Origin of the sequence: Frigoribacterium sp. Leaf164 (genome assembly GCF_001423665.1) — a bacterium.
GTDB lineage: Bacteria > Actinomycetota > Actinomycetes > Actinomycetales > Microbacteriaceae > Frigoribacterium > Frigoribacterium endophyticum.
The window spans coordinates 166,476-185,626 of record NZ_LMOX01000003.1; the positions used below are offsets into that span (position 1 = coordinate 166,476).

Annotated in this window: 15 protein-coding genes; 5 read left to right on the plus strand and 10 right to left on the minus strand. The window is 73.4% G+C overall.

The features are described 5' to 3' along the window. Positions 1-231: 231 nt before the first annotated feature. Positions 232-522, plus strand: coding sequence for a DUF4031 domain-containing protein (locus tag ASF82_RS08840; RefSeq protein ID WP_056056430.1), 291 nt, complete (start codon positions 232-234; stop codon positions 520-522). 70 nt (positions 523-592) lie between these two features. Here ASF82_RS08840 and ASF82_RS08845 read toward each other — a convergent pair whose 3' ends face one another. Genes ASF82_RS08845 through ASF82_RS08865 form a run of 5 tightly spaced genes read right to left on the minus strand, consistent with a single transcriptional unit; the run spans position 593 to position 7,799 of the window. Next, positions 593-2,014 carry a hypothetical protein gene (locus tag ASF82_RS08845; RefSeq protein WP_056056431.1) on the minus strand — a complete coding sequence of 474 codons (1,422 nt, stop codon included), beginning with the start codon at positions 2,012-2,014 and terminating at the stop codon, positions 593-595. Beyond that, positions 1,995-2,771, minus strand: a complete 777-nt coding sequence (locus ASF82_RS08850) for a TIGR03943 family protein (protein ID WP_056056432.1) — start codon at positions 2,769-2,771, stop codon at positions 1,995-1,997. The genes ASF82_RS08845 and ASF82_RS08850 overlap by 20 nt, the downstream gene beginning before the upstream one ends. A 25-nt stretch (positions 2,772-2,796) precedes the next feature. Further along, positions 2,797-3,876, minus strand: coding sequence for a permease (locus ASF82_RS08855; protein WP_369814269.1), 1,080 nt, complete (start codon positions 3,874-3,876; stop codon positions 2,797-2,799). Beyond that, a complete protein-coding gene (locus ASF82_RS08860; RefSeq protein ID WP_056056433.1) occupies positions 3,873-4,778 on the minus strand; it encodes a hypothetical protein in 906 nt (301 codons plus the stop codon). Before ASF82_RS08860 ends, ASF82_RS08855 begins: the two co-directional genes overlap by 4 nt. Before the next feature lie 18 nt (positions 4,779-4,796). Continuing rightward, the gene (locus ASF82_RS08865) at positions 4,797-7,799 is read right to left on the minus strand and encodes an Rne/Rng family ribonuclease (protein WP_082514509.1); all 3,003 of its coding nucleotides are present in this window, start codon (positions 7,797-7,799) and stop codon (positions 4,797-4,799) included. Positions 7,800-8,210: 411 nt separating this feature from the next. On the opposite strand from ASF82_RS08865, the gene ASF82_RS08870 reads away from it, so the two are divergent. Next, positions 8,211-8,864, plus strand: a complete 654-nt coding sequence (locus ASF82_RS08870; protein ID WP_235491242.1) for a vitamin K epoxide reductase family protein — start codon at positions 8,211-8,213, stop codon at positions 8,862-8,864. 125 nt (positions 8,865-8,989) lie between these two features. Continuing rightward, complete coding sequence (locus ASF82_RS08875; RefSeq protein ID WP_156370034.1) at positions 8,990-9,913, plus strand: thioredoxin domain-containing protein; 924 nt, start codon at positions 8,990-8,992, stop codon at positions 9,911-9,913. A 319-nt stretch (positions 9,914-10,232) separates the two neighbouring features. Here the strand turns inward: ASF82_RS08875 and ndk are convergent, their stop codons facing one another. From ndk to ileS, 4 genes are all read right to left on the minus strand, one after another. Then, positions 10,233-10,649 (minus strand): nucleoside-diphosphate kinase, encoded by a 417-nt coding sequence (ndk, locus tag ASF82_RS08880; RefSeq protein ID WP_056056435.1) that lies wholly within the window; start codon positions 10,647-10,649, stop codon positions 10,233-10,235. 61 nt (positions 10,650-10,710) lie between these two features. Then, positions 10,711-11,136: a DUF4233 domain-containing protein gene (locus ASF82_RS08885; protein WP_056056436.1), complete on the minus strand. Its 426-nt coding sequence runs from the start codon at positions 11,134-11,136 to the stop codon at positions 10,711-10,713. Continuing rightward, entirely contained in the window at positions 11,133-12,548 is a 1,416-nt protein-coding gene (locus ASF82_RS08890; RefSeq protein WP_082514510.1) for a folylpolyglutamate synthase/dihydrofolate synthase family protein, read from the minus strand. Before ASF82_RS08890 ends, ASF82_RS08885 begins: the two co-directional genes overlap by 4 nt. Further along, positions 12,545-15,826 carry an isoleucine--tRNA ligase gene (gene ileS, locus ASF82_RS08895; RefSeq protein WP_056056437.1) on the minus strand — a complete coding sequence of 1,094 codons (3,282 nt, stop codon included), beginning with the start codon at positions 15,824-15,826 and terminating at the stop codon, positions 12,545-12,547. Before ileS ends, ASF82_RS08890 begins: the two co-directional genes overlap by 4 nt. A 280-nt stretch (positions 15,827-16,106) precedes the next feature. On the opposite strand from ileS, the gene ASF82_RS08900 reads away from it, so the two are divergent. Beyond that, on the plus strand, positions 16,107-17,090 hold the full coding sequence (locus tag ASF82_RS08900) for a cation diffusion facilitator family transporter (protein WP_056056438.1): 984 nt from the start codon (positions 16,107-16,109) through the stop codon (positions 17,088-17,090). Here ASF82_RS08900 and ASF82_RS08905 read toward each other — a convergent pair. Further along, positions 17,053-18,321: an LPXTG cell wall anchor domain-containing protein gene (locus ASF82_RS08905; RefSeq protein ID WP_056056439.1), complete on the minus strand. Its 1,269-nt coding sequence runs from the start codon at positions 18,319-18,321 to the stop codon at positions 17,053-17,055. The genes ASF82_RS08900 and ASF82_RS08905 overlap by 38 nt on opposite strands. A gap of 300 nt (positions 18,322-18,621) precedes the next feature. Here ASF82_RS08905 and ASF82_RS08910 point away from each other — a divergent pair, with 300 nt between their 5' ends. Next, positions 18,622-19,137, plus strand: a complete 516-nt coding sequence (locus ASF82_RS08910) for a GtrA family protein (protein WP_197981312.1) — start codon at positions 18,622-18,624, stop codon at positions 19,135-19,137. Positions 19,138-19,151 lie beyond the last annotated feature (14 nt).

A 19,151-nucleotide genomic window follows, 5' to 3' on the forward strand; every position in this document is an offset into this window, starting at 1 on the left:
TGTGCCGGGGAAAGGTGCCCCGGGTCGAGCACGAGGGAGCGGGCTGTGCCCGCCGCTCGGTCGCGTCGCCGGACCGTCTGGACGGGCGACGCTGGTGCGGTGCGAGAGGACGTCGTGGGGCGGACGAGATCACGCCCGGGGATGCCGACACGACCGTGGGCCTGCGCGCACCGACCCTCCACGATACAGGGGGCCCTCGGCGGGCGTCAACGCGCGGGTAGCATCGGCGGCGTGACCATCCTGATCGACGAGGCCATCTGGCCCGCCCACGACACCCTCTGGGCGCACCTGGTCAGCGACGAGTCGTACGCCGAGCTGCACGCCTTCGCGGCGGCCCACGACGTGCCCCGCCGGGGCTTCGACCACGACCACTACGACGTGCCCGAGTCACGCCTCGCCGACCTCGTCGCGGCCGGCGCCGTGCCCGTCTCGGGCCTCGAGCTCGCCCGCCGCCTCGAGCGCAGCGGCCTGCGCGTCTCGCAGCGGGTCAAGCGCGGGCTGCCGGCCCGCCCGCGCCCCTAGCGCCACGGGCGCAGCGGTGCCGGGTCGACCGCCGCGCGGGTCGACCGCCGCCCGGGCGGCCGCCGGCCCCTCACCAGGAGGCGGCGTGGCCGAGGAAGCTCGCCACGACCGCGCCCGAGGCGAGGTCGACGACGGTGGTCGTCACCTCGGCCGGCGTCGGGTCGATCGTGTAGGTGTAGTCGGTCGGGCTCGTGGCCGTGGCGGTCTCGACCGCGAGGAACTGCCCGTTCGGCGACACGGAGAAGCCCTCGATCTCGCTGGAGCCGCTCGGCGGGCGGAAGACGACCCGCGCCTCCTGCTCGTCGTCCAGCACGATGAGGCTGCTGAAGCTCGTGCCGCCGTCGGTCGGCAGCGCCACCTGCTGCACGTACTCCGTCGCGCCGACGGCGACGAGCTCGCCGCGGAACGGCGTCTGCCCCTCCACCGCCGAGAACGGGATGGGGGTCTGCTCCCCCGTCGACAGGTCGACCCGGAAGGCCTGCAGCGCCGTCGCCGCGACGATGCCCCGCCCGTCGAGCGAGACCCCCTGCAGCGCGACGAAGGTGCCGAGGGGCCGGGGAGGCGCGGCGCCGCTGAGGTCGAAGAGGGTCACCTGCTCGTCGGTCGCCTGGGCCACCACGCTGTCGAGCCCGGGGACGAACTGCCAGTCGAGCACCGTGAGGGGCTCCCCCGCGATCGACGTCACGGGGGCGACGGCCCGCTGGCCCTGGAGCGGCAGCGTGTAGAGGGTCTCCTGTTCGGAGCCTTCGGGCTGCCACGAGAACGCCAGCGTGGTGGTCGCCCGGTCGGCGCCGAGCTGCGTGACGAGACCGGGCCCGTCGGGCAGGGGCAGGGTCTCGGCGGCGACCCCGTCGAGCGAGACGAGGCTGAGGGTCGACTGCTCGCCGTCGTCGGTGAGCACGGCGACCGCGCTGTCGAAGACCTCGTACGCCTGGATCCGCGGCGCGCTCCAGACCGTGCGCCGCTCGGCCCCGCCCTTCAGGTCGGCCTGCTCGAGGGAGTCCTCCGCACCGTCACGACCGTGCACGATGCGCCAGGTGACGGCCTGCTCGGTGCTGAACCGCGCCTCCAGGTCGGAGGTCTGCCGCTGGTAGATGCTCGACACCCCCGACACGCTCACCCGGTAGTCGGTGTCGTAGCGCAGCCGGTCGGTGAACTGCACCGAGACCACGTCGCCCGAGGTCTGCACGGTGAAGGGCGCCGCCGGGCTGACGACGACCTGGTCGGGGTCGACGTGCGCCAGGGCCTGGTTCGAGAACAGCCGCAGCTGCTGGCCCGATCGCTCGACGACGGCGCTCGCGTCGACCTGCACGTCGGTGAGCTTGGGCCCCTGCAGGTGGGTGAGCACGCCGAAGAGCCCGCAGACGACGGCGAGCACGGCGACGACCGCGACGAAGCGGCGACGTTGACGCAGGCGCAGGTCGGCCTCGTCGAGCGGGTCGCCGTCGCGCCCGCCCTCCGCCGACCACCGGTCAGTAGAGGTACGGGTCACTCGGCTGGCCGACCTTCTCGAGGCTGTCGGGGACGAGCGCGACCGGATCGGTCGACGCGCTGCTCTGGTTGGCCCGGAAGCCGCCGGAGACGTCGACCCACTCGTCGGGCTGGAGCTGGCTCTGCCAGTCGTCGAGCTGCACGGGCACGCCGACGGGCTGGGCGTCGACGGCGCAGCAGGTCACGACGAAGCGCGAGACGTAGAAGGTGTCGGGGTCGTCGCCGGCCGGCACCACGAAGCCGACGACGTCGGCGGTCTTGCCCTCGAAGAACGCGAGGTCGCTGGTCTGGCGCAGCAGCCCGGCCCAGTCGAGCACGCTGAACGACTTGTACGCGTCGGCGTCGCCCGCCTCGGCGTCGGCCACCGTGGTGCCGTTGAGCGAGGCCGTGGACGAGTTGACGTCGCGCTGCCCGGCCGTCGCGCTGGTCAGCGTGGCGGGCGGGAGCACGACGAGGGCGACGGCGATGCCGACCGTGACGAGGGCGCCGACCGAGACGGCGGCCCCGCGGAGGCCGGCCCGGCCCCGTCGGCGACGACGCGGCCTGCGGGAGCCGGCGGGCGCCTCCCCGGCGGCCTCGTGCTCGTGGTCGTGGTCGTCGCGGGCCGGCACGAGGGCGAGCACGCCGAGCGAGAGCACCATGCCGATCGCGATCATGATCACCGTGAACACGACGTAGCGCGGGTGGATGTAGAGGATGAGCTGGCCGGTCGCGGCGAGCCAGAGGGTCGAGACGCCCACGACGAGCGTGAGCAGCACCCCCTGCCACCGATCTGCGAGCGTGCTAAGCAAAGAAGTTCACCACCAGTCCGATCGCGGCGCTGGTCAGCGCCACCACGAGGGTCAGCTGCGCGAGCACCTTCGGCCGGTACGTCGTGCGCAGCAGGGCGAGCATCTTGACGTCGATGATCGGCCCGAAGACGAGGAAGGCGGCGATGCCGCCGGGCATGAAGGTCGTCGCGAACGGCAGCACGAAGAACGCGTCGACGTTCGAGCAGAGCGAGATGACGAACGCGAGCACCATCATCGCGAGCACCGACCAGACCGGGTTGCTGCCGAGCGTCACGAGCACCGAGCGCGGCACGGCCGTCTGGATGCCGCCGGCGATCGCGGCGCCGATGAACAGCGCGGGCATCATGGTCGACATCTCGCGGCGGAACAGCTCGACGCTCTCGCGGACGCGCCCGCCGCCGTGGGCGTGGTCGGTCGGCAGCGCGCACTCCGCGGCGAACGACTTCGTCAGCAGGCTCTCGGGGTCGGGGTGGCGGCTGTAGAGCCAGCCGATCAGGTTCGCGATCAGGAACCCGCCGAGGAGGCGCGCGACCAGGATCCCGTCGCTCCAGCCGAACGCCTGGTGCGTCGTGATGATCGTGATCGGGTTGAGGATCGGCGCGGCGAGGAGGAACGTCATCGACTCGGAGACCGTGAAGCCCTTGAGCACCAGGCCGCGGGCCAGCGGCACGTTGCCGCACTCGCAGACCGGCAGGAACATGCCGAGGAAGGAGATGACCGCGCGGCGCAGCAGCGGCTGGCGCGGCAGCCACGACGTGAAGAAGGCCTGCGGCAGCCACACCTGCACGATGATCGACAGCACGATGCCGAGGAGCACGAAGGGCATCGACTCGACGATGACGCTGATCGTCAGGGTGACGAAGTCCTGGGCCACGTCGGGCAGCAGGCCGGGGCCGAGGGCGGGCGACGCCAGGCGCACCACGAGCAGCAGGAGCGCCACCGCGCCGCCGACGACGAGCAGGGGCGTGCGGGAGGCGCGGCGCGGGCCTCGCCCGGGGCCCCGACCGGGCGCGACGACGCCGTGGTCGTGGTGGTCGTGCGACGGGTCGCGGTGCAGCAGGGGCGCGCTCACCGCTCGCCCTCACCGCGGTCGGCGGGCGGCGCGAAGCGCGACCAGTCGTCGCGCGCGGGGTCGGCGGCGCGACGGGAGCGTCGGGGGGCGTCGGGTGCGCGCGTCGCCTCGGGCTCGACGGCGGGCCGTGCGGGGGCGTCGTCGGCGTCGACGGGCGCGACGGCGGCCGGCCGGAAGGACGCGTGGTCGGCGGGGCCGGAGCGGGGCGCGCGCGACGGTCCGGAGACCCGGGCCGGTGCACCGGTCGCGTCGGCGTCGGCGTCCGCCTCGGCCTCGGCGTCCGACGACGTCGGTGTGGGGGGCACGACGACGGCCTCGGGCCGGGCGTCGGCCTCGGGGTCGGCCCCTGCCGGGTCGTCGCCCTCGCGACGCGCCCAGAGCCAGGCCAGGACGGCGCCCACCACGAGCAGGGCCGTGTCGACGACTCCCGCCGCCAGCGGGATGGTCGTGACGTAGAGGACGAGGTTGGCCCAGGTGCCGCCGCTCTGCGAGAGCAGCACGCCCGGCACGACGCCGACGACGGCGAGGGCCAGGGTGCCCGCGGCGCCGGCCACGAGGGCCCGGCGCAGCACGGTGGCGAGGGGGGCGGCCGTCTCGAGCGGCCGCACCACCAGCAGCACGACGAAGGCCACGACGTAGAACGGGAACGGGTAGAAGACGAAGCTGCCGAGGAACTGGCCGACCGGCGTCGCCGCGAACCCGCTCGGGAAGGCGGTGACGCTGAACCCGACGGCGGCCCCGACCATGGCGAGCAGGCCCAGCGCGAAGCGGGCCAGGAGCACGACGCCGACGGCCGTGGCGGCGGCGACCAGACGGTCGCGCCCCGAGGTGCCGCGCAGCGAGACGACGGCAGCCCGGACGGTCGACCCTGGGGTCGGCTGTCCGGGCTGCGTCGAGGTCACGCAGTCACCCTAGACGAGTCACAGTTCGTCGGAGCTGACGCCCACGCCCAGGATGAACGGACCCGCGTCGCCCTCGGTCGAGCGGCCCTCGGTCGACTCCGCGGCCGCGGGGGCGACCGGTGCGGAGGTCGTGCCCGAGCTCGAGGCACGGCGCGAGCGGCTGCGGCCCTGGCCGGGCTGCTTGGGCTCGGGCAGTGCCCCGAGGACGGAGTCGAGCAGCTGCTCGGCATCGTCCCGGCTGATCTTGCGGGGCTCGCGACGGGTCGTGGTGACCGGGATGTCGAGGATCGCCACGCTGGCCTCGGGGGTCGTCACGGTGACGCGCGACCGGCGGGACTCCGTGCTGCGCTCCGCGCGGGCGGGCACCGCCTCGGCCGCGGCGGCGGGAGCCGTCGGGGCCTGGACGGGCTCGGCCACGGCCTGCTCCGCGGGGGCGGTCGTCGGCACCGTCACGACGGCGGCCTCGGCCGCCGGCGCGTCGGCCTGGTCGGCCTCGGCGCGGCCCTGGCCCGTCTCGGTCGAGCTGTCATCGGTCGACGAGCCCTCGGTCGAGTCGGCGTCACGGCCGCCGCGCGAGCGACGGCTCTTGCGGGCGCCACGGCCCCGGCGGGGCTCGTCGCCCTGCTGCTCGGTCGGCGCCTCGGCCGAGCCGCCGACCGACGCCGCGGCGGCGTCGATGGCCGCCTCGACGGCGGCGGCGGCCTCGACGGCGGAGTCGGTGCTCCGGTCGCCGTCCTCGGCGTGCGCGATCGTCGACGCTGCGATCCGCGACAGGGCGTTCTTGACGTCCTCGGTGATCGCGTGGGTGCCCGTGGTGGGGTGCGCGGCCGAGGCGGGCTGCTGGCCCCCGCGACCGGCGCCCGCGGCACCGGACTGGCCCGCGCCTCCGGACTTGGCGGCCGCGCCGCCGCGGCGACGCTGCTCCTGGCCCTGGCCGTTCTGGCCGCCCTGGCCGTTCTGGCCGTTCTGGCCGCGACGCGGCTGCTGCTCCTGCACGCGGGCGGCGCTGCCGGCCTCGGCGAACGACTCGGCGAGCCCCAGGCCCAGCTTCTTGCGGGTCATCTGCACGAGGCCGAGCGAGGTGACCTCGGCGACCTGGTGCTTGGTGCGGTCGCGGCTGAGGCACTCGACGAGACGGCGCAGCACGAGGTCGCGGTTCGACTCGAGCACCATGTCGATGAAGTCGACGACGATGATGCCGCCGATGTCACGGAGGCGCAGCTGGCGGACGATCTCCTCCGCGGCCTCGAGGTTGTTCTTCGTGACGGTCTCCTCGAGGTTGCCGCCGGAGCCGACGAACTTGCCCGTGTTGACGTCGACGACCGTCATGGCCTCGGTGCGGTCGATGACGAGCGAGCCGCCCGAGGGCAGCCAGACCTTGCGGTCGAGGGCCTTCTCGATCTGCTCGTTGAGGCGGTACTCGTCGAACGCGTCGCGCTCGCCCTCGTAGCGCACGATGCGGTCGATGAGGTCGGGAGCGACGGCCGAGAGGTACGACTGCAGGGTCTCGTAGGCGTCCTCGCCGTCGACGACCATCTCGTGGAAGTCCTCGTTGAAGACGTCGCGCACGATCTTGATCAGCAGGTCGGGCTCGGAGTGCAGCTGGGCCGGGGCGGCGCCCGTCTCGACCTTGGCGCTGATGTCGGCCCACTGGTTCGTCAGGCGCTTGATGTCGAGGGTCAGCTGCTCCTCCGTCGCGCCCTCGGCCGCGGTGCGGACGATGACCCCGGCGTTCTCGGGCAGCGCCTCCTTCAGGATCTTCTTCAGGCGGGCGCGCTCGGTGTCGGGCAGCTTGCGGCTGATGCCGTTCATCGAGCCGTTGGGCACGTAGACGAGGTAGCGGCCGGGCAGCGAGATCTGGCTCGTCAGGCGGGCGCCCTTGTGGCCCACGGGGTCTTTCGTGACCTGCACGAGGACGCGGTCGCCGGGCTTGAGGGCCAGCTCGATGCGACGGGGCTGGTTGCCGTTCGACAGGCTGTCCCAGTCGACCTCGCCGGAGTAGAGCACGGCGTTGCGGCCGCGCCCGATGTCGACGAAGGCGGCCTCCATGCTCGGCAGCACGTTCTGCACGCGGCCGAGGTAGACGTTGCCGATCAACGAGACGTTCTGTGCCTTGGCGACGTAGTGCTCGGCGAGCGTGCCGTCCTCCATGACGCCGATCTCGATGCGGTCGCCCGACGAGCGGACGACCATCTTGCGGTCGACGCTCTCGCGGCGCGCGAGGAACTCGGCCTCCGTGATGACGGTGCGGCGGCGGCCGGCGTCACGGCCGTCGCGGCGGCGCTGCTTCTTGGCCTCGAGACGGGTCGAGCCCTTGATGCGCTGCGGCTCGGTGATCAGCTCGACCTGGCGCTGCGGGCGCTCGCGCGGGCCGCGGTCGCCCTGGCGGGCCTCGGAGTCGCGCTCCTCGCGGTCCTGCGAGCGGCCGCGCGAGCGGCGGCGCGAGGCGGGGCGCTGGGGCTCGTCGTCCCAGCCGCCGTCGTCGTAGCCCTCGTCGTCGCGCTCGTCGAGGTCGTCGCGCTGGTCGCGGTGGTCGTCGCGGTCGTCACGGCGACGGCCGGGGCGGGCCGGGAGCGGCGTGATGACCGGGGCGTGGAAGATCAGGCTCGTCGTCGTCAGGTGCGCCGGGATGGGCGACGCGGACGGGTCGGCGGCCGGCTCCGAGCCGGTCGCGGGCGCCTCGGCGGCGGGCTCGCCGTCGGCGATGTCGGCCTCGACGGCCTCGACGTCGACCGCGGGGGCGACGTCGGACGCGGCGGCCCGACCAGCGTCGGGCGTGGCCTGGGCCGGGGCGGCGCTGTCGTCGGCGGGGGTGCTCGGGGCCTGGCCCGCGGAGTCGGTGTCGTGGGTCACGGTCTGTGCCTCCTGGGCGTCGTCGATGGGATCGGTCGGAGAAGAGGGGCGCTGTGCGCCGCTGGTGCGCGCCGCGGGCGGTGCCGCCTGGCGGGCGAGCAGGGCCCCGAACAGGCCCCGCTTCTTCTTCGGTCGACCGTCGGTCGTGTCGTCGTTGTTGTCCAGCACTGCTGGTGTGCTCCTCGCCCTGCCGAGGACGTGCCGTCGGCAGGTGGTCTCGTGTCGTGGCCGAGCGGTGCCGTGCACCTGCCCCCGGACCACCGTGCCCTCTCACGGCACGCCATGTCGGTCACGCGGCGTTCGGTCACGAGGTGAGCCGGACCGTCTCTGCGGTCGTCGCCACCCCGTGTCGTTCGTCGACGTGCGGTTCTTCGTTGCTGTCGGAACTGGCCATCCGACCTGGAGCGCCTGCGCCCCGTGCCCGGCTTCACCTGCACCCGCGCGACGCCCCTCGGGGCCGGTGCCACGCGGGCCAGCACGGCCCGGAAAGTCATGATCTCGGGGCTCTCACCCCTCGACTGGGTCGATTATCGCACGCATCGCAGCCGACCACGATCCGACGGGTGCGATGATCGGGGGGTGACGCTCACCGACACCGCCCCGAGCACGACGCCCGTCGGCCCCTCCGCGGGCCTGCCCCGGGGCCGCACCCCGGTGGTCGCCGCCGTGCTGCTGATCGTGGTCGGGCTCGTGGGGCTGCTGGGGTCGTTCGCCCTCACCGTCGACAAGTTCCGCCTGCTCGAGAACCCGACCGAGTCGCTCGGCTGCGACGTGAACCCGTTCGTCGGCTGCTCGCCCGTCATCAACAGCTGGCAGGCGTCGCTCTTCGGGTTCCCGAACCCGATCATCGGCCTGGTCGGCTTCGCGGCGCCGGTCGCCGTGGGGCTCGGCCTGCTCGCCGGCGCCCGCTTCGCCCGGTGGTTCTGGGTCGCGTTCGCCTCGGGCGTGTCGCTGGCCTGGGTCTTCATCACGTGGCTCTTCACCCAGACGGTCTTCGTCATCGGCGCCCTCTGCCCCTGGTGCATGCTCGTGTGGTCGGTCACCATCCCGCTCTTCTGGGTCTTCCTGACCTGGGGCACGGCGCGCGGGGTCCTCGTGCGGCCCGGCCGGCTGCAGCGGGCCGCGGCGGCCTTCCTGCCGTACTCGTGGGTGCTGCCCGTGCTCAACTACATCGTCGTCGCGACGGTCATCGTGGTGCAGTTCCCGCTGCTGCTGCCGACGCTCCTCGGCTGACGGCACCGCGCCTCCCCCGCCCACACCGCGCCTCCCCGCAGCCTCGCGGTCCCAGGTTGTTCTTGGCCGGCGGCGCGACGCTGGCCGAGAGCGCCCGTCGGCGCCCCCCGACCCAGCGAGGACCGATGACCCCACCAGCCGTGCCCGGAGACACCAAGCGAGAGCGCCGCGAGGCCGCCCGCGAGAAGGCCCGCGTCGCCCGCGAGGCCGCCGCGAAGCGCCGTCGTCGCAAGAAGTGGGCGCTGCAGGGCGGCCTCGTGCTCGGCGTGCTGGCCGTCGCCGCCGTCGTCGTGCTCGTCGTGACGCGGTCGATGGCCCCGGGCGGCCCCGGGCCGCTGAACATGGCGAGCGACGGCATCGTGCTCTCGGGCGACGGCACCACGGTCTCGGCGACGACGACCGACGCGGTGCCGGCCGACGGCGAGCCGACGGCCTCGGCTCCCGGCACGGCCGAGAAGCCGAGCATCGTCGTCTACCTCGACTACATGTGCCCGTACTGCGGCCAGTTCGACACGGCCAACGCGGAGCAGCTGCAGACGTGGGTGAGCCAGGGGTCGGTCGACCTCGAGATCCACCCCCTGGGGTTCCTCGACAACGCCTCGCTCGGCACCAAGTACTCGACCCGCTCGGCGAACGCCCTGGCCTGCGTCGCGAACTACCAGCCGGACGCGGCCCTCGACGTCAACACGGCCCTCTTCGCGCAGCAGCCGGAGGAGAACACCAGCGGGCTGACGAACGACGAGCTGGTCAGCCTGGTGCAGGGAGCGGGCGCCGACGACGAACAGATCCCCGGGTGCGTCACGGGGGGCGAGTTCGACGACTGGGTGGCCTCGGCCACCGAGCGGGCGCTGAACGACCCGCTGCCGAACAGCGACCTCGAGAAGGTCACGGGCACCCCGACGGTGCTGGTCAACGGCCAGCAGTACCAGGGCTCGCTCACCGACCCGACGGTCTTCGCCCAGTTCGTCGCGGAGGTCGCGGGCGGAGCCCCCACCTCCGACACGAGCACGGGCACCGCCCCCGAGTCGTCCGCCACCCCCGCCCCCTAGGGCCGCCGGCGCAGAGCGCACCCCGGGGCAAGTCACGACCCCGGGGTGCGCCCCGGCCAGTCAGCCGCAGGGGCGGCGGCTGGCCCCCCGATGTCGGCGAAGGCGGCTGCGAAGCCGGCGCCTGGAGCGCCCCCCGGGGCCAGAACTCGACCCCGAGCTGCACGCCCCGGCCGTCAGCCGCAGGGGCGGCGGCTGGCACCCCGATGTCGGCGAAGGCGGCTGCGGAGCCGGCGCCTGGAGCGCCCCCCGGGGCCAGAACTCGACCCCGAGCGACAAACCCCGGCCAGTCAGCCGCAGGGGCGGCGGCTGGCCAGAAGACTCAGAACCAGAGAGCGAGCTCGCGCGCGGCGGACTCGGGGCTGTCGCTGCCGTGGACGAGGTTCTGCTGCACCTTGAGGCCCCAGTCGCGGCCGAGGTCGCCGCGGATGGTGCCGGGGGCGGCGGTGGTCGGGTCGGTGGTGCCGGCCAGCGAGCGGAAGCCCGCGACGACGCCGTTGCCGGCGATGCGGAGGGCGACGGTGGGGCCGCTCTCCATGAACTCGACGAGCGGCTCGTAGAACGGCTTGCCCACGTGCTCCTCGTAGTGCTTCGACAGGAGGTCACGGTCGGCCTGCAGCATGCGCAGGTCGACGAGCTCGTAGCCCTTGGCCTCGATGCGGCGCAGGATCTCGCCGGTGAGGCCGCGGGCGACGCCGTCGGGCTTGACGAGGACGAGGGTCTCTTGGAGGTCGGTCACTGTGGTGCTCCTTCTGGTGTGGTGGCGGGAGGGTCGGTGTGGTCGGGTCGGCCGGGCCGGCTCACGCCGCGTCGCCGGGCCCACCGTAGCGGGCGGCGTTGAGGCGGTCGAGCTGGGTGCCCTTGATCAGGCAGTAGGTCCAGATGGCGACGAAGAGAGCCGCGACGACGTACATGACGGGGTCGAGCAGCCCGCAGGCCACGAGGCCCGCCTGCACGACCCAGCCGAGCGCGATGCCCCAGGGCCAGCGCGTCGTGCGCGAGACGAGCATGACGACGACGATGGCGGCGAACCCGCCGCCGAACGCCACGGCCGTCGGCAGCAGGTCGCGGCCGTTGACGACGAGCATCACGAAGAACAGCGACAGCGCCTCGAGCACGAGCACGATCGAGAGCAGGCTCTCGGCCGCGCCGCGTCGGCGCCCGGGGCGTCGACCGCCCGGGCGGATGCCCGCCGGGGGGCCCTCGGGAGGCGGCGCCGCGGTCACGAGAGACCGCCCGGGGCCTGCGCCAGCGCGAGCACGTCGCCGACCAGCGTGATCGACCCGGTGACGACGACGCCGCCGGGCTCGTCGCCCTCGGTCTCCTCCGCGAGGTCGCGGGCCGTGCGGAGCGCCGCGACGAGGTCGGTCTCGACCACGACGCGGTCGGCGCCGACGACGCCCACCGCGATCGCGGCGAGCTCGTCGGCGTCGACGGCGCGCTCGGAGTCGCTGCTCGTCACGACGAACTGCTGCACCGTGCCGGAGAGCGCCCGGACGATGCCGGCGGCGTCCTTGTCGGCGAGCACCCCGAGCACGGCCACGACGCGCCCGAACTGGAAGTAGTCGTCGAGCGCCTTCGCGAGGGCCCGAGCCCCGTGGGGGTTGTGGGCCGCGTCGACGAGGATGGTCGGCTCGTTCGCCACGATCTGGAGGCGTCCGGGCGACGTCACCGCGGCCAGCCCCTCGGCCAGCACGTCGTGGTCGAGCGCCTGCGAGCCGCTGCCGAGGAACGACTCGACGGCGGCGATCGCGACCGCCGCGTTCTGCGCCTGGTGGTCGCCGAACAGGGGCAGCAGGAGGTCGTCGTAGCGGCCGGCGAGGCCGCGGACGGTGATCAGCTGCCCGCCGACCGCGACCGTGGTCGACTCGACGCCGAACGCGGTGCCCTCGACCGCGAGCGTGGACTCGGTGAGGTCGGTCGCCCGCTGCAGCTCGGCCAGCGCCTCCGGCTGCTGGGAGGCGCTGACGACCGAGGCCGACGGCTTGACGATGCCGGCCTTCGTCCGGGCGATCGCGTCGACCGTCGAGCCGAGCCGCTGGGTGTGGTCGAGGGCGATCGGCGTGAAGACGGCGACCTGGCCGTCGGCGACGTTCGTGCTGTCCCACTCGCCGCCCATGCCGACCTCGAGCACGACGACATCGGCGGGGGCGTCGGCGAAGCAGGCGAAGGCCAGCACGGTGAGCGCCTCGAAGAAGGTCAGGGGCTGCTCCCCCGCCGCCGTGAGCTCGCCGTCGGTCATCTGGAGGTAGGGCTGGATGTCGTCCCAGTTCGCCACGAGCAGCTCGTCGCTGATCGGTTCGCCGTCGACGACGATGCGCTCGTTGACGCGCGTCAGGTGCGGGCTCGTCATGAGGCCGGTGCGCAGGCCGTACGAGCGCAGCACGCTCTCGATCATGCGGCTCGTCGAGGTCTTGCCGTTCGTGCCCGTCACGTGGATCACCGGGTAGGCGCGCTGCGGGTCGCCGAGCAGCTCGGCGGCCCGACGCGTCGCCGCGAGCCGCGGCTGCGGGGCCTGCTCGCCGACGCGCGCGAGCAGCTCGTCGTAGACGCGGCGGGCGCCCTCGGCGAACTCGCCGCCGTCGGCCGCGCCCCCGCCCGTGCCCTCGGCGTCGCTCTTCTTCTTCTTCGGGCTCATGCTCGTCGGACCTCCACCGTCACGGCCGCGCCGGAACCGACGGCGACCCTCTCGTCGCGCGTCGCGACGTCGTCCTGCACGTCGACGACCAGCTCGGTCGTCAGGGTCTCGCCCGCGATCAGCGCGCGGTGCGCCTCGATCGCGGCGGCCGAGCCGGGCTCGACGACGAGGGTCGTGACGACCCGGTCGCCGACGTCGAGGCCGGCCGCCTTGCGGGCCTGCTGCACGGCCCGGACGACGTCGCGCGCGAGGCCCTCGGCCTCGAGCTCGGGCGTGGTCGCGGTGTCGAGCAGCACGAAGCCGCCGTCGCCGACGAACGCGATCGCCGCCGACGGGTCGGCGACGGCCAGCTCGAGCGTGAACTCGCCGGGCAGCAGCTCGACGCCGCCCACCACGACCGTCTCGCCCCGCGCCTCCCAGTTGCCCTTCTTCGCGGCGGGGATGACCTGCTGCACCTGCTTGCCGATGCGGGGGCCGGCCGCGCGGGCGTTGACCGTCAGCTTGCGGGTGACGCCCCACTCGCCGAGGCTCTCCTCCGTCAGCGCGGTGAGGACGACGTCCTTGACGTTGAGCTCGTCGCGGAGGATGGCGCGGAACGGCTCGAGGCCCGCGGTGTCGGGCGCGACCACCGTGAGGCGCGCGAGCGGCAGGCGGACCCGCAGGCCGGTCGCCTTGCGCAGCGCGAGACCGGACGACGCGATGGCGCGCACGGCGTCCATCGCATCGACGAGCGCGTCGTCGGCCGGGAAGGCGGAGGCGTCGGGCCAGTCGGCGAGGTGCACGCTGCGGCCGCCGGTGAGGCCCTTCCAGATCTCCTCCGTGACGAGCGGGGCGAGGGGCGCCGCGACGCGGGTGAGCGTCTCGAGCACCGTGAACAGGGTGTCGAAGGCGTCGTGGTCGGTGCCGGCCCAGAATCGGTCACGCGACCGGCGGACGTACCAGTTCGTCAGCACGTCGGCGAAGTCGCGGAGGGCCGCGGCCGCCAGGGGCGAGTCGAGCGCGTCGAGGTGGCCCTCGACCTCGGTGACGAGGCGGCGGGTCTTCGCGAGCAGGTAGCGGTCGAGCACGTCGGTCGAGTCGGTGCGCCACTGCGCGACGTAGCCGTCCGCGACGTGCCGACCCGCGCCTCCCGACCCGTCGGCCTCGGCCGCGTTCGCGTAGAGGGTGAAGAAGTAGTACGTGCTCCAGAGCGGCAGCAGGAACTGCCGGACGCCCTCGCGGATGCCCTCCTCGGTGACGACGAGGTTGCCGCCGCGGATCACCGAGCTCGACATCAGGAACCAGCGCATCGCGTCGGCCCCGTCACGGTCGAAGACCTCGCTCACGTCGGGGTAGTTGCGGAGGCTCTTCGACATCTTCTGCCCGTCGGAGCCGAGCACGATGCCGTGGCTGATGACGTTCGAGAACGCCGGGCGGTCGAACAGCGCGGTCGAGAGCGCGTGCATGACGTAGAACCAGCCGCGCGTCTGCCCGATGTACTCGACGATGAAGTCGGCAGGCGCGTGCGTCTCGAACCAGTCGCGGTTCTCGAACGGGAAGTGCACCTGCGCGAAGGGCATCGAGCCCGAGTCGAACCAGACGTCGAAGACGTCCTCGATGCGGCGCATCGTGCTCTGCCCGGTCGGGTCGTCGGGGTTCGGCCGCGTGAGGTCGTCGATGTACGGGCGGTGCAGGTCGGGCTCGCCCTGCTCGTTGAGCGGCAGGCGCCCGAAGTCGGCCTCGAGCTCGGCGAGCGAGCCGTAGACGTCCGTCCGCGGGTAGGCGGGGTCGTCGCTGCGCCACACGGGGATGGGCGAGCCCCAGTAGCGGTTGCGTGAGATCGACCAGTCGCGGGCGCCGGCGACCCACTTGCCGAACTGCCCCTCCTTGACGTTCTCGGGCACCCAGGTGATCTCCTGATTGAGCTCGCCCATCCGGTCGCGGAACTCCGTGACGCGGACGAACCAGCTCGAGACGGCCTTGTAGATGAGCGGGTTGCGGCAGCGCCAGCAGTGCGGGTAGCTGTGCTCGTAGCTCGCCAGGCGCACCAGGCGCCCGTCGGCGCGCAGGCGCTGCACCAGCGCCTTGTTGGCCTCGAACACCTGGAGGCCGGCGACGCCCAGCTCGTCGAACATCGGCAGGAAGCGCCCGGCCTCGTCGACGGACACGATCACGGGGATGCCCGCGGCGGCGCAGACCAGCTGGTCGTCCTCGCCGTAGGCGGGGGCCTGGTGCACGATGCCGGTGCCCTCGCCGGTGGCGACGTAGTCGGCGACGAGGAGGCGCCAGGCGTTCTCGGTGCCCCAGGTCTCGGTGTCGGCGTAGACGTCCCAGATGCGGTCGTACTCGACGTCCGCGAGCTCGGCGCCGGCGAAGTGCGCCGTGACGGCGGCCTCCGCCGCCTCGGCGGACTCGTAGCCGAGGTCGCGGGCGTAGGCGGCGAGGGTGTCGGCGGCGAGCAGGAAGACGCTGCCGGTCAGCAGCTCCTGGTCGCCGGTGCGCTCGCCCGGCAGCAGGGCGTGGGGCACGGTCACGTAGTCGATGGCCGGCCCCACGGCGAGCGCCATGTTCGTGGGCAGGGTCCAGGGCGTGGTCGTCCAGGCGAGGGCCTCGACGCCGGTGAGGCCGAGCGACTCGGCCTTGGCGCCGACGAGCGGGAAGGCGACCGTGACGGTCTGGTCCTGGCGCATCTTGTAGACGTCGTCGTCCATGCGCAGCTCGTGGTTCGACAGGGGGGTCTGGTCGTGCCAGCAGTAGGGCAGCACGCGGAAGCCCTCGTAGGCGAGCGACTTGTCGTGCAGCTGCTTGAACGCCCAGAGCACGCTCTCCATGTAGCTGACGTCGAGGGTCTTGTAGTCGTCCTCGAAGTCGACCCAGCGCGCCTGGCGCGTGACGTACTGCCGCCACTCGTCGGTGTAGCGCAGGACCGAGCCACGGGCCGCGGCGTTGAACTCGCCGATGCCCATCTCGTCGATCTGGTGCTTCTCGGTGATGCCGAGCTGGCGCATCGCCTCGAGCTCGGCGGGCAGCCCGTGGGTGTCCCAGCCGAAGCGGCGGTGCACCTGCTTGCCGCGCATCGTCTGGTACCGCGGGAAGACGTCCTTCGCGTAGCCCGTCAGCAGGTGGCCGTAGTGCGGCAGGCCGTTGGCGAACGGCGGGCCGTCGTAGAAGACCCACTCGTCGCGGCCCTCCCGGGCACGGATCGACTCGCGGAAGGTGTCGTCGCCCTTCCAGAAGGCGAGGACGCCCTGCTCGACGTCGGGGAACCGGGGTGACGCGGGTACCGGCTGGTAGGCCATGGGAACTCCAGGTGGTGCGGATGTCCGTCCACGGGGACGACCGCCGAGGGGCCTCGGAGGTCGCGGTACCACCCCGCTTGCCGGCCCTCACGGGCCGACCACTCGCTCTGCGGCTGTGACGGGCCTGCCCCGCTCGGTTCTACCGGCGGCTGCCGGCCCCGAGGGGCAGGTCTCCGCGTTCTTCCGAGTGCTCCCCGGTGATGGCCGGATCGATGCACGTCACATCGTACGCGTCGAGGAGGCGCGGCGCGATCGGTGCAGGGCGTGCATCATCGAGTCCATGACGACAGCACCCCCGACCACCGACCCGTCGCCGGGCCCCGGCTCCGCCCCGAAGCCGGAGAGCTCGCTCACGGTGGTCGTCGCGTTCCTCGCGAACCTGCTCGTGGCGGTCGCGAAGACGGTCGCGGCGTTCCTGACCGGGTCGGCCTCGATGGTGGCGGAGTCGGCGCACTCCTGGGCCGACACGGGCAACGAGGTCTTCCTCTTCGTCGCCGACAAGCGCGGCGAGAAGCAGAGGGACGCCGACCACCCCCTCGGCTACGGCAAGGAGACCTACGTCTGGTCGATGTTCGCCGCGTTCGGCCTCTTCACCGTCGGCGCGGTGGTCTCGATCCAGCACGGCATCTCGCAGCTCGGCGCCGCGGAGGAGGCCGAGGACTACCTCGTCAACTACGTCGTGCTGGCGGTCGCGTTCGTGCTCGAGGGCATCTCGTTCACCCAGGCCCTCCGCCAGGCCCGGGGCAGCGCCCGCGAGCGGCAGCTGCCGACCCTGCGCTTCGTGCTGCGCAGCTCGAACTCGACCCTGCGTGCGGTCTTCGCGGAGGACGCCGCGGCCCTGGTCGGCCTCGTCATCGCCTTCCTCGGCATCCTGCTGCACCAGCTGACCGGCTCGGCCGTCTACGACGCCGTCGGGTCCATCCTCGTCGGCGTGCTGCTCGGCGTCGTGGCCCTCGTGCTCGTCGACCGCAACCGGCGCTTCCTGGTCGGCGAGAGCCCGAGCGACGAGCTGGAGTCGACGGTGCTCGCCCGGCTGCTGGCCCGGCCCGAGATCGACCGCGTGACCTACCTGCACACGGAGTTCGTCGGGCCGGGCCGGCTCTACCTCGTCGCCGCCGTCGACATGCGCGGCGACGACACCGAGGAGCACGTCGCCGTCGCCCTCCGCCGCGTCGAGCGCGAGCTCGAGCAGCACGACGCGGTGGAGGAGGCGGTGCTGACGCTGGCTACGCCCGACGAGCCGAGCCTGCAGCCGCGTCGCTGACCGGAGCGGTCGAGGCCGGTGCTCCGGCGGACCCGCGACGGCGCCGGGTCAGCACCACCACAGCGGCTCCCGCCGCGGAGAGCAGCAGGCCCGCGGCGACGAGGGCACGGGCGGAGTCGTCGCCCGTGTGCGCGAGGCGGCGGTCACGACCGGCCGCCGAGGGCGCGGAGCCACGCCCCGTCGGGGCGCTCAGGGTCGGCGCCACCGACACGGCGGGCACGACGGCGGTCGGCACGGCCGGCGGCGCCGGGGCTGCCGGTGCCACCAGGGTGAAGGACCGCGCGACGGCGGGAGACAGCCTGGACAGCGGAGGGGCTCCGTCGCCCGGGGCGACGGGCGTGGGGTCGCCGGGGACGTACTGGGCGACGCTCGCGCTCCATCTCCCGGAGGGGAGCACGGTCCGCCAGGTCCAGGTGCCGTCGGCCCCGACCCGGCCGGGCTGGTCGTCCGAGCCCCATCCCTGCTGGTCGTCGAGCGCCTCGAACCGCACCGCGGGCTGCGAGCCGACGACGCCTCGGCCCGTCATCACGAACTCGACGGCACCACCGAGGTAGGGCGAGGCCGCGCCCACGACGACCTCCCCCTCCGCCGGCGCGACGACGGAGGGCGCAGGAGAGACCGGCACGTCGACCGTGAAGTCGACGGTCCGGCGCCCGACCTCGGCGCCACCGGCGTCGCTCAGCACGACGGTCGCCGACTGCTCGGCGACGGCGTCGTCGGCCAGGGTCACGCGGAGGCTGACCACGGGCCCCGAGACCCCGGACACGCCGTGGACCTCGACGCCGTCCCGGTCGAGGACCGCGAGCGACCCGCCGACGACGTCGGTCTCCACCACGACCTCGTACCCGAGGGAGGTCGTCGTGCTCCCCGACACGGGGCTGACGAGGCGGAAGGTGGTCGTCGGCGCCGCCGCGACGGAGGGTGCCGGGGCGACGATCGGCGCCGGGGCGACAGGCGCGGTCGTGCTCGCCTCCGCCTCGGCGTCCGGTGCCGGGGGCGCGGCGGTCTCGTCGACCGGCACCGCGCCTCCCACGATCTGCTCGACCTGCTCGACCTGCTCGACCTGCTCGACCTGCTCGATCTGCTCGATCTGCTCGACCTGCTCGACCTGCTCGATCTGCTCGACCGCAGCCGGTGCGGCGGACGCCGCCGGTGCTGCCGTCAGGAGCCCCCCCAGGGCGATGGCGACGAGAGTCGGCAGCGCCACGGCGGCCGACACGTTCTTCTTCATGGTCTTCTCTCTCGTGTGGGCCGAGCTCGACGCGGCACCCCCGACCCACCCCGGGCAGCGCGCTCCGGCCCCGCACGGGCCGCTCGACACGACCGTACCCATCAGAGACGAGCCGACCTCACCCCGTGACCGTTCCGTGGCCGGATGTCATCCGCTCGGCGGACGGGGGTCATCACGCCGGGCGAGCTCGTGCCTGCCCGGGGCGCCGTCGGGAGGACGTCCCTGCGCCTCCGGTCGCGACCCCCGCGCCAGGGGGACAGTCCCGGCTCGCTCTTAGCCCGAGCGGGTACCGTGCCCCTCGTGCACTCGTTGATCCGGCTCGTGAAGGCCAACCCCTCCGTCCTCCGCTTCCTGGTGGTCGGGGGCATCGGCTTCGTCATCACGATGGTCATCAACTACGGCCTCAAGCTCTTCGTGATCCCCCAGCACCCGGTCACCGCGCTCGCGGTGGGGACGATCGTCGCGACCGTCGTCTCGTACGTGCTGAACAAGAAGTGGTCGTTCGACGACCGCGGCGACCGCCACACCGCCTACGAGATGCTCCTGTTCGTCATCGTCAGCGTCATCGGCATCGGCCTCAACTCGGCGCCCCTCTACCTCTCCCGCTACGGGCTCGACCTGGAGGTGCCGAACGTGACGCGGACCCACCAGGAGATCGCCGACTTCGTCAGCGGCCCCGTGATCGGCACCATGATCGCGATGGTCTTCCGCTACTGGGCCATGAACAAGTTCGTCTTCCCGAAGCGCGCCGAGCTCGACGATGTCCTGTCGCCGACGTCGCCCTCCACGGCGTCCACCCCGACCCCCGCCCGCTAGCCCGCGCGACCGGC

Coding starts and splice junctions, on each gene's coding strand:
- ASF82_RS08900 (WP_056056438.1), top strand. CDS start 16,107: ATGACGACAGCACCCCCGACCACCGACCCGTCGCCGGGCCCCGGCTCC.
- ileS (WP_056056437.1), bottom strand. CDS start 15,826: ATGGCCTACCAGCCGGTACCCGCGTCACCCCGGTTCCCCGACGTCGAG.
- ASF82_RS08905 (WP_056056439.1), bottom strand. CDS start 18,321: ATGAAGAAGAACGTGTCGGCCGCCGTGGCGCTGCCGACTCTCGTCGCC.
- ASF82_RS08875 (WP_156370034.1), top strand. CDS start 8,990: ATGACCCCACCAGCCGTGCCCGGAGACACCAAGCGAGAGCGCCGCGAG.
- ASF82_RS08890 (WP_082514510.1), bottom strand. CDS start 12,548: ATGAGCCCGAAGAAGAAGAAGAGCGACGCCGAGGGCACGGGCGGGGGC.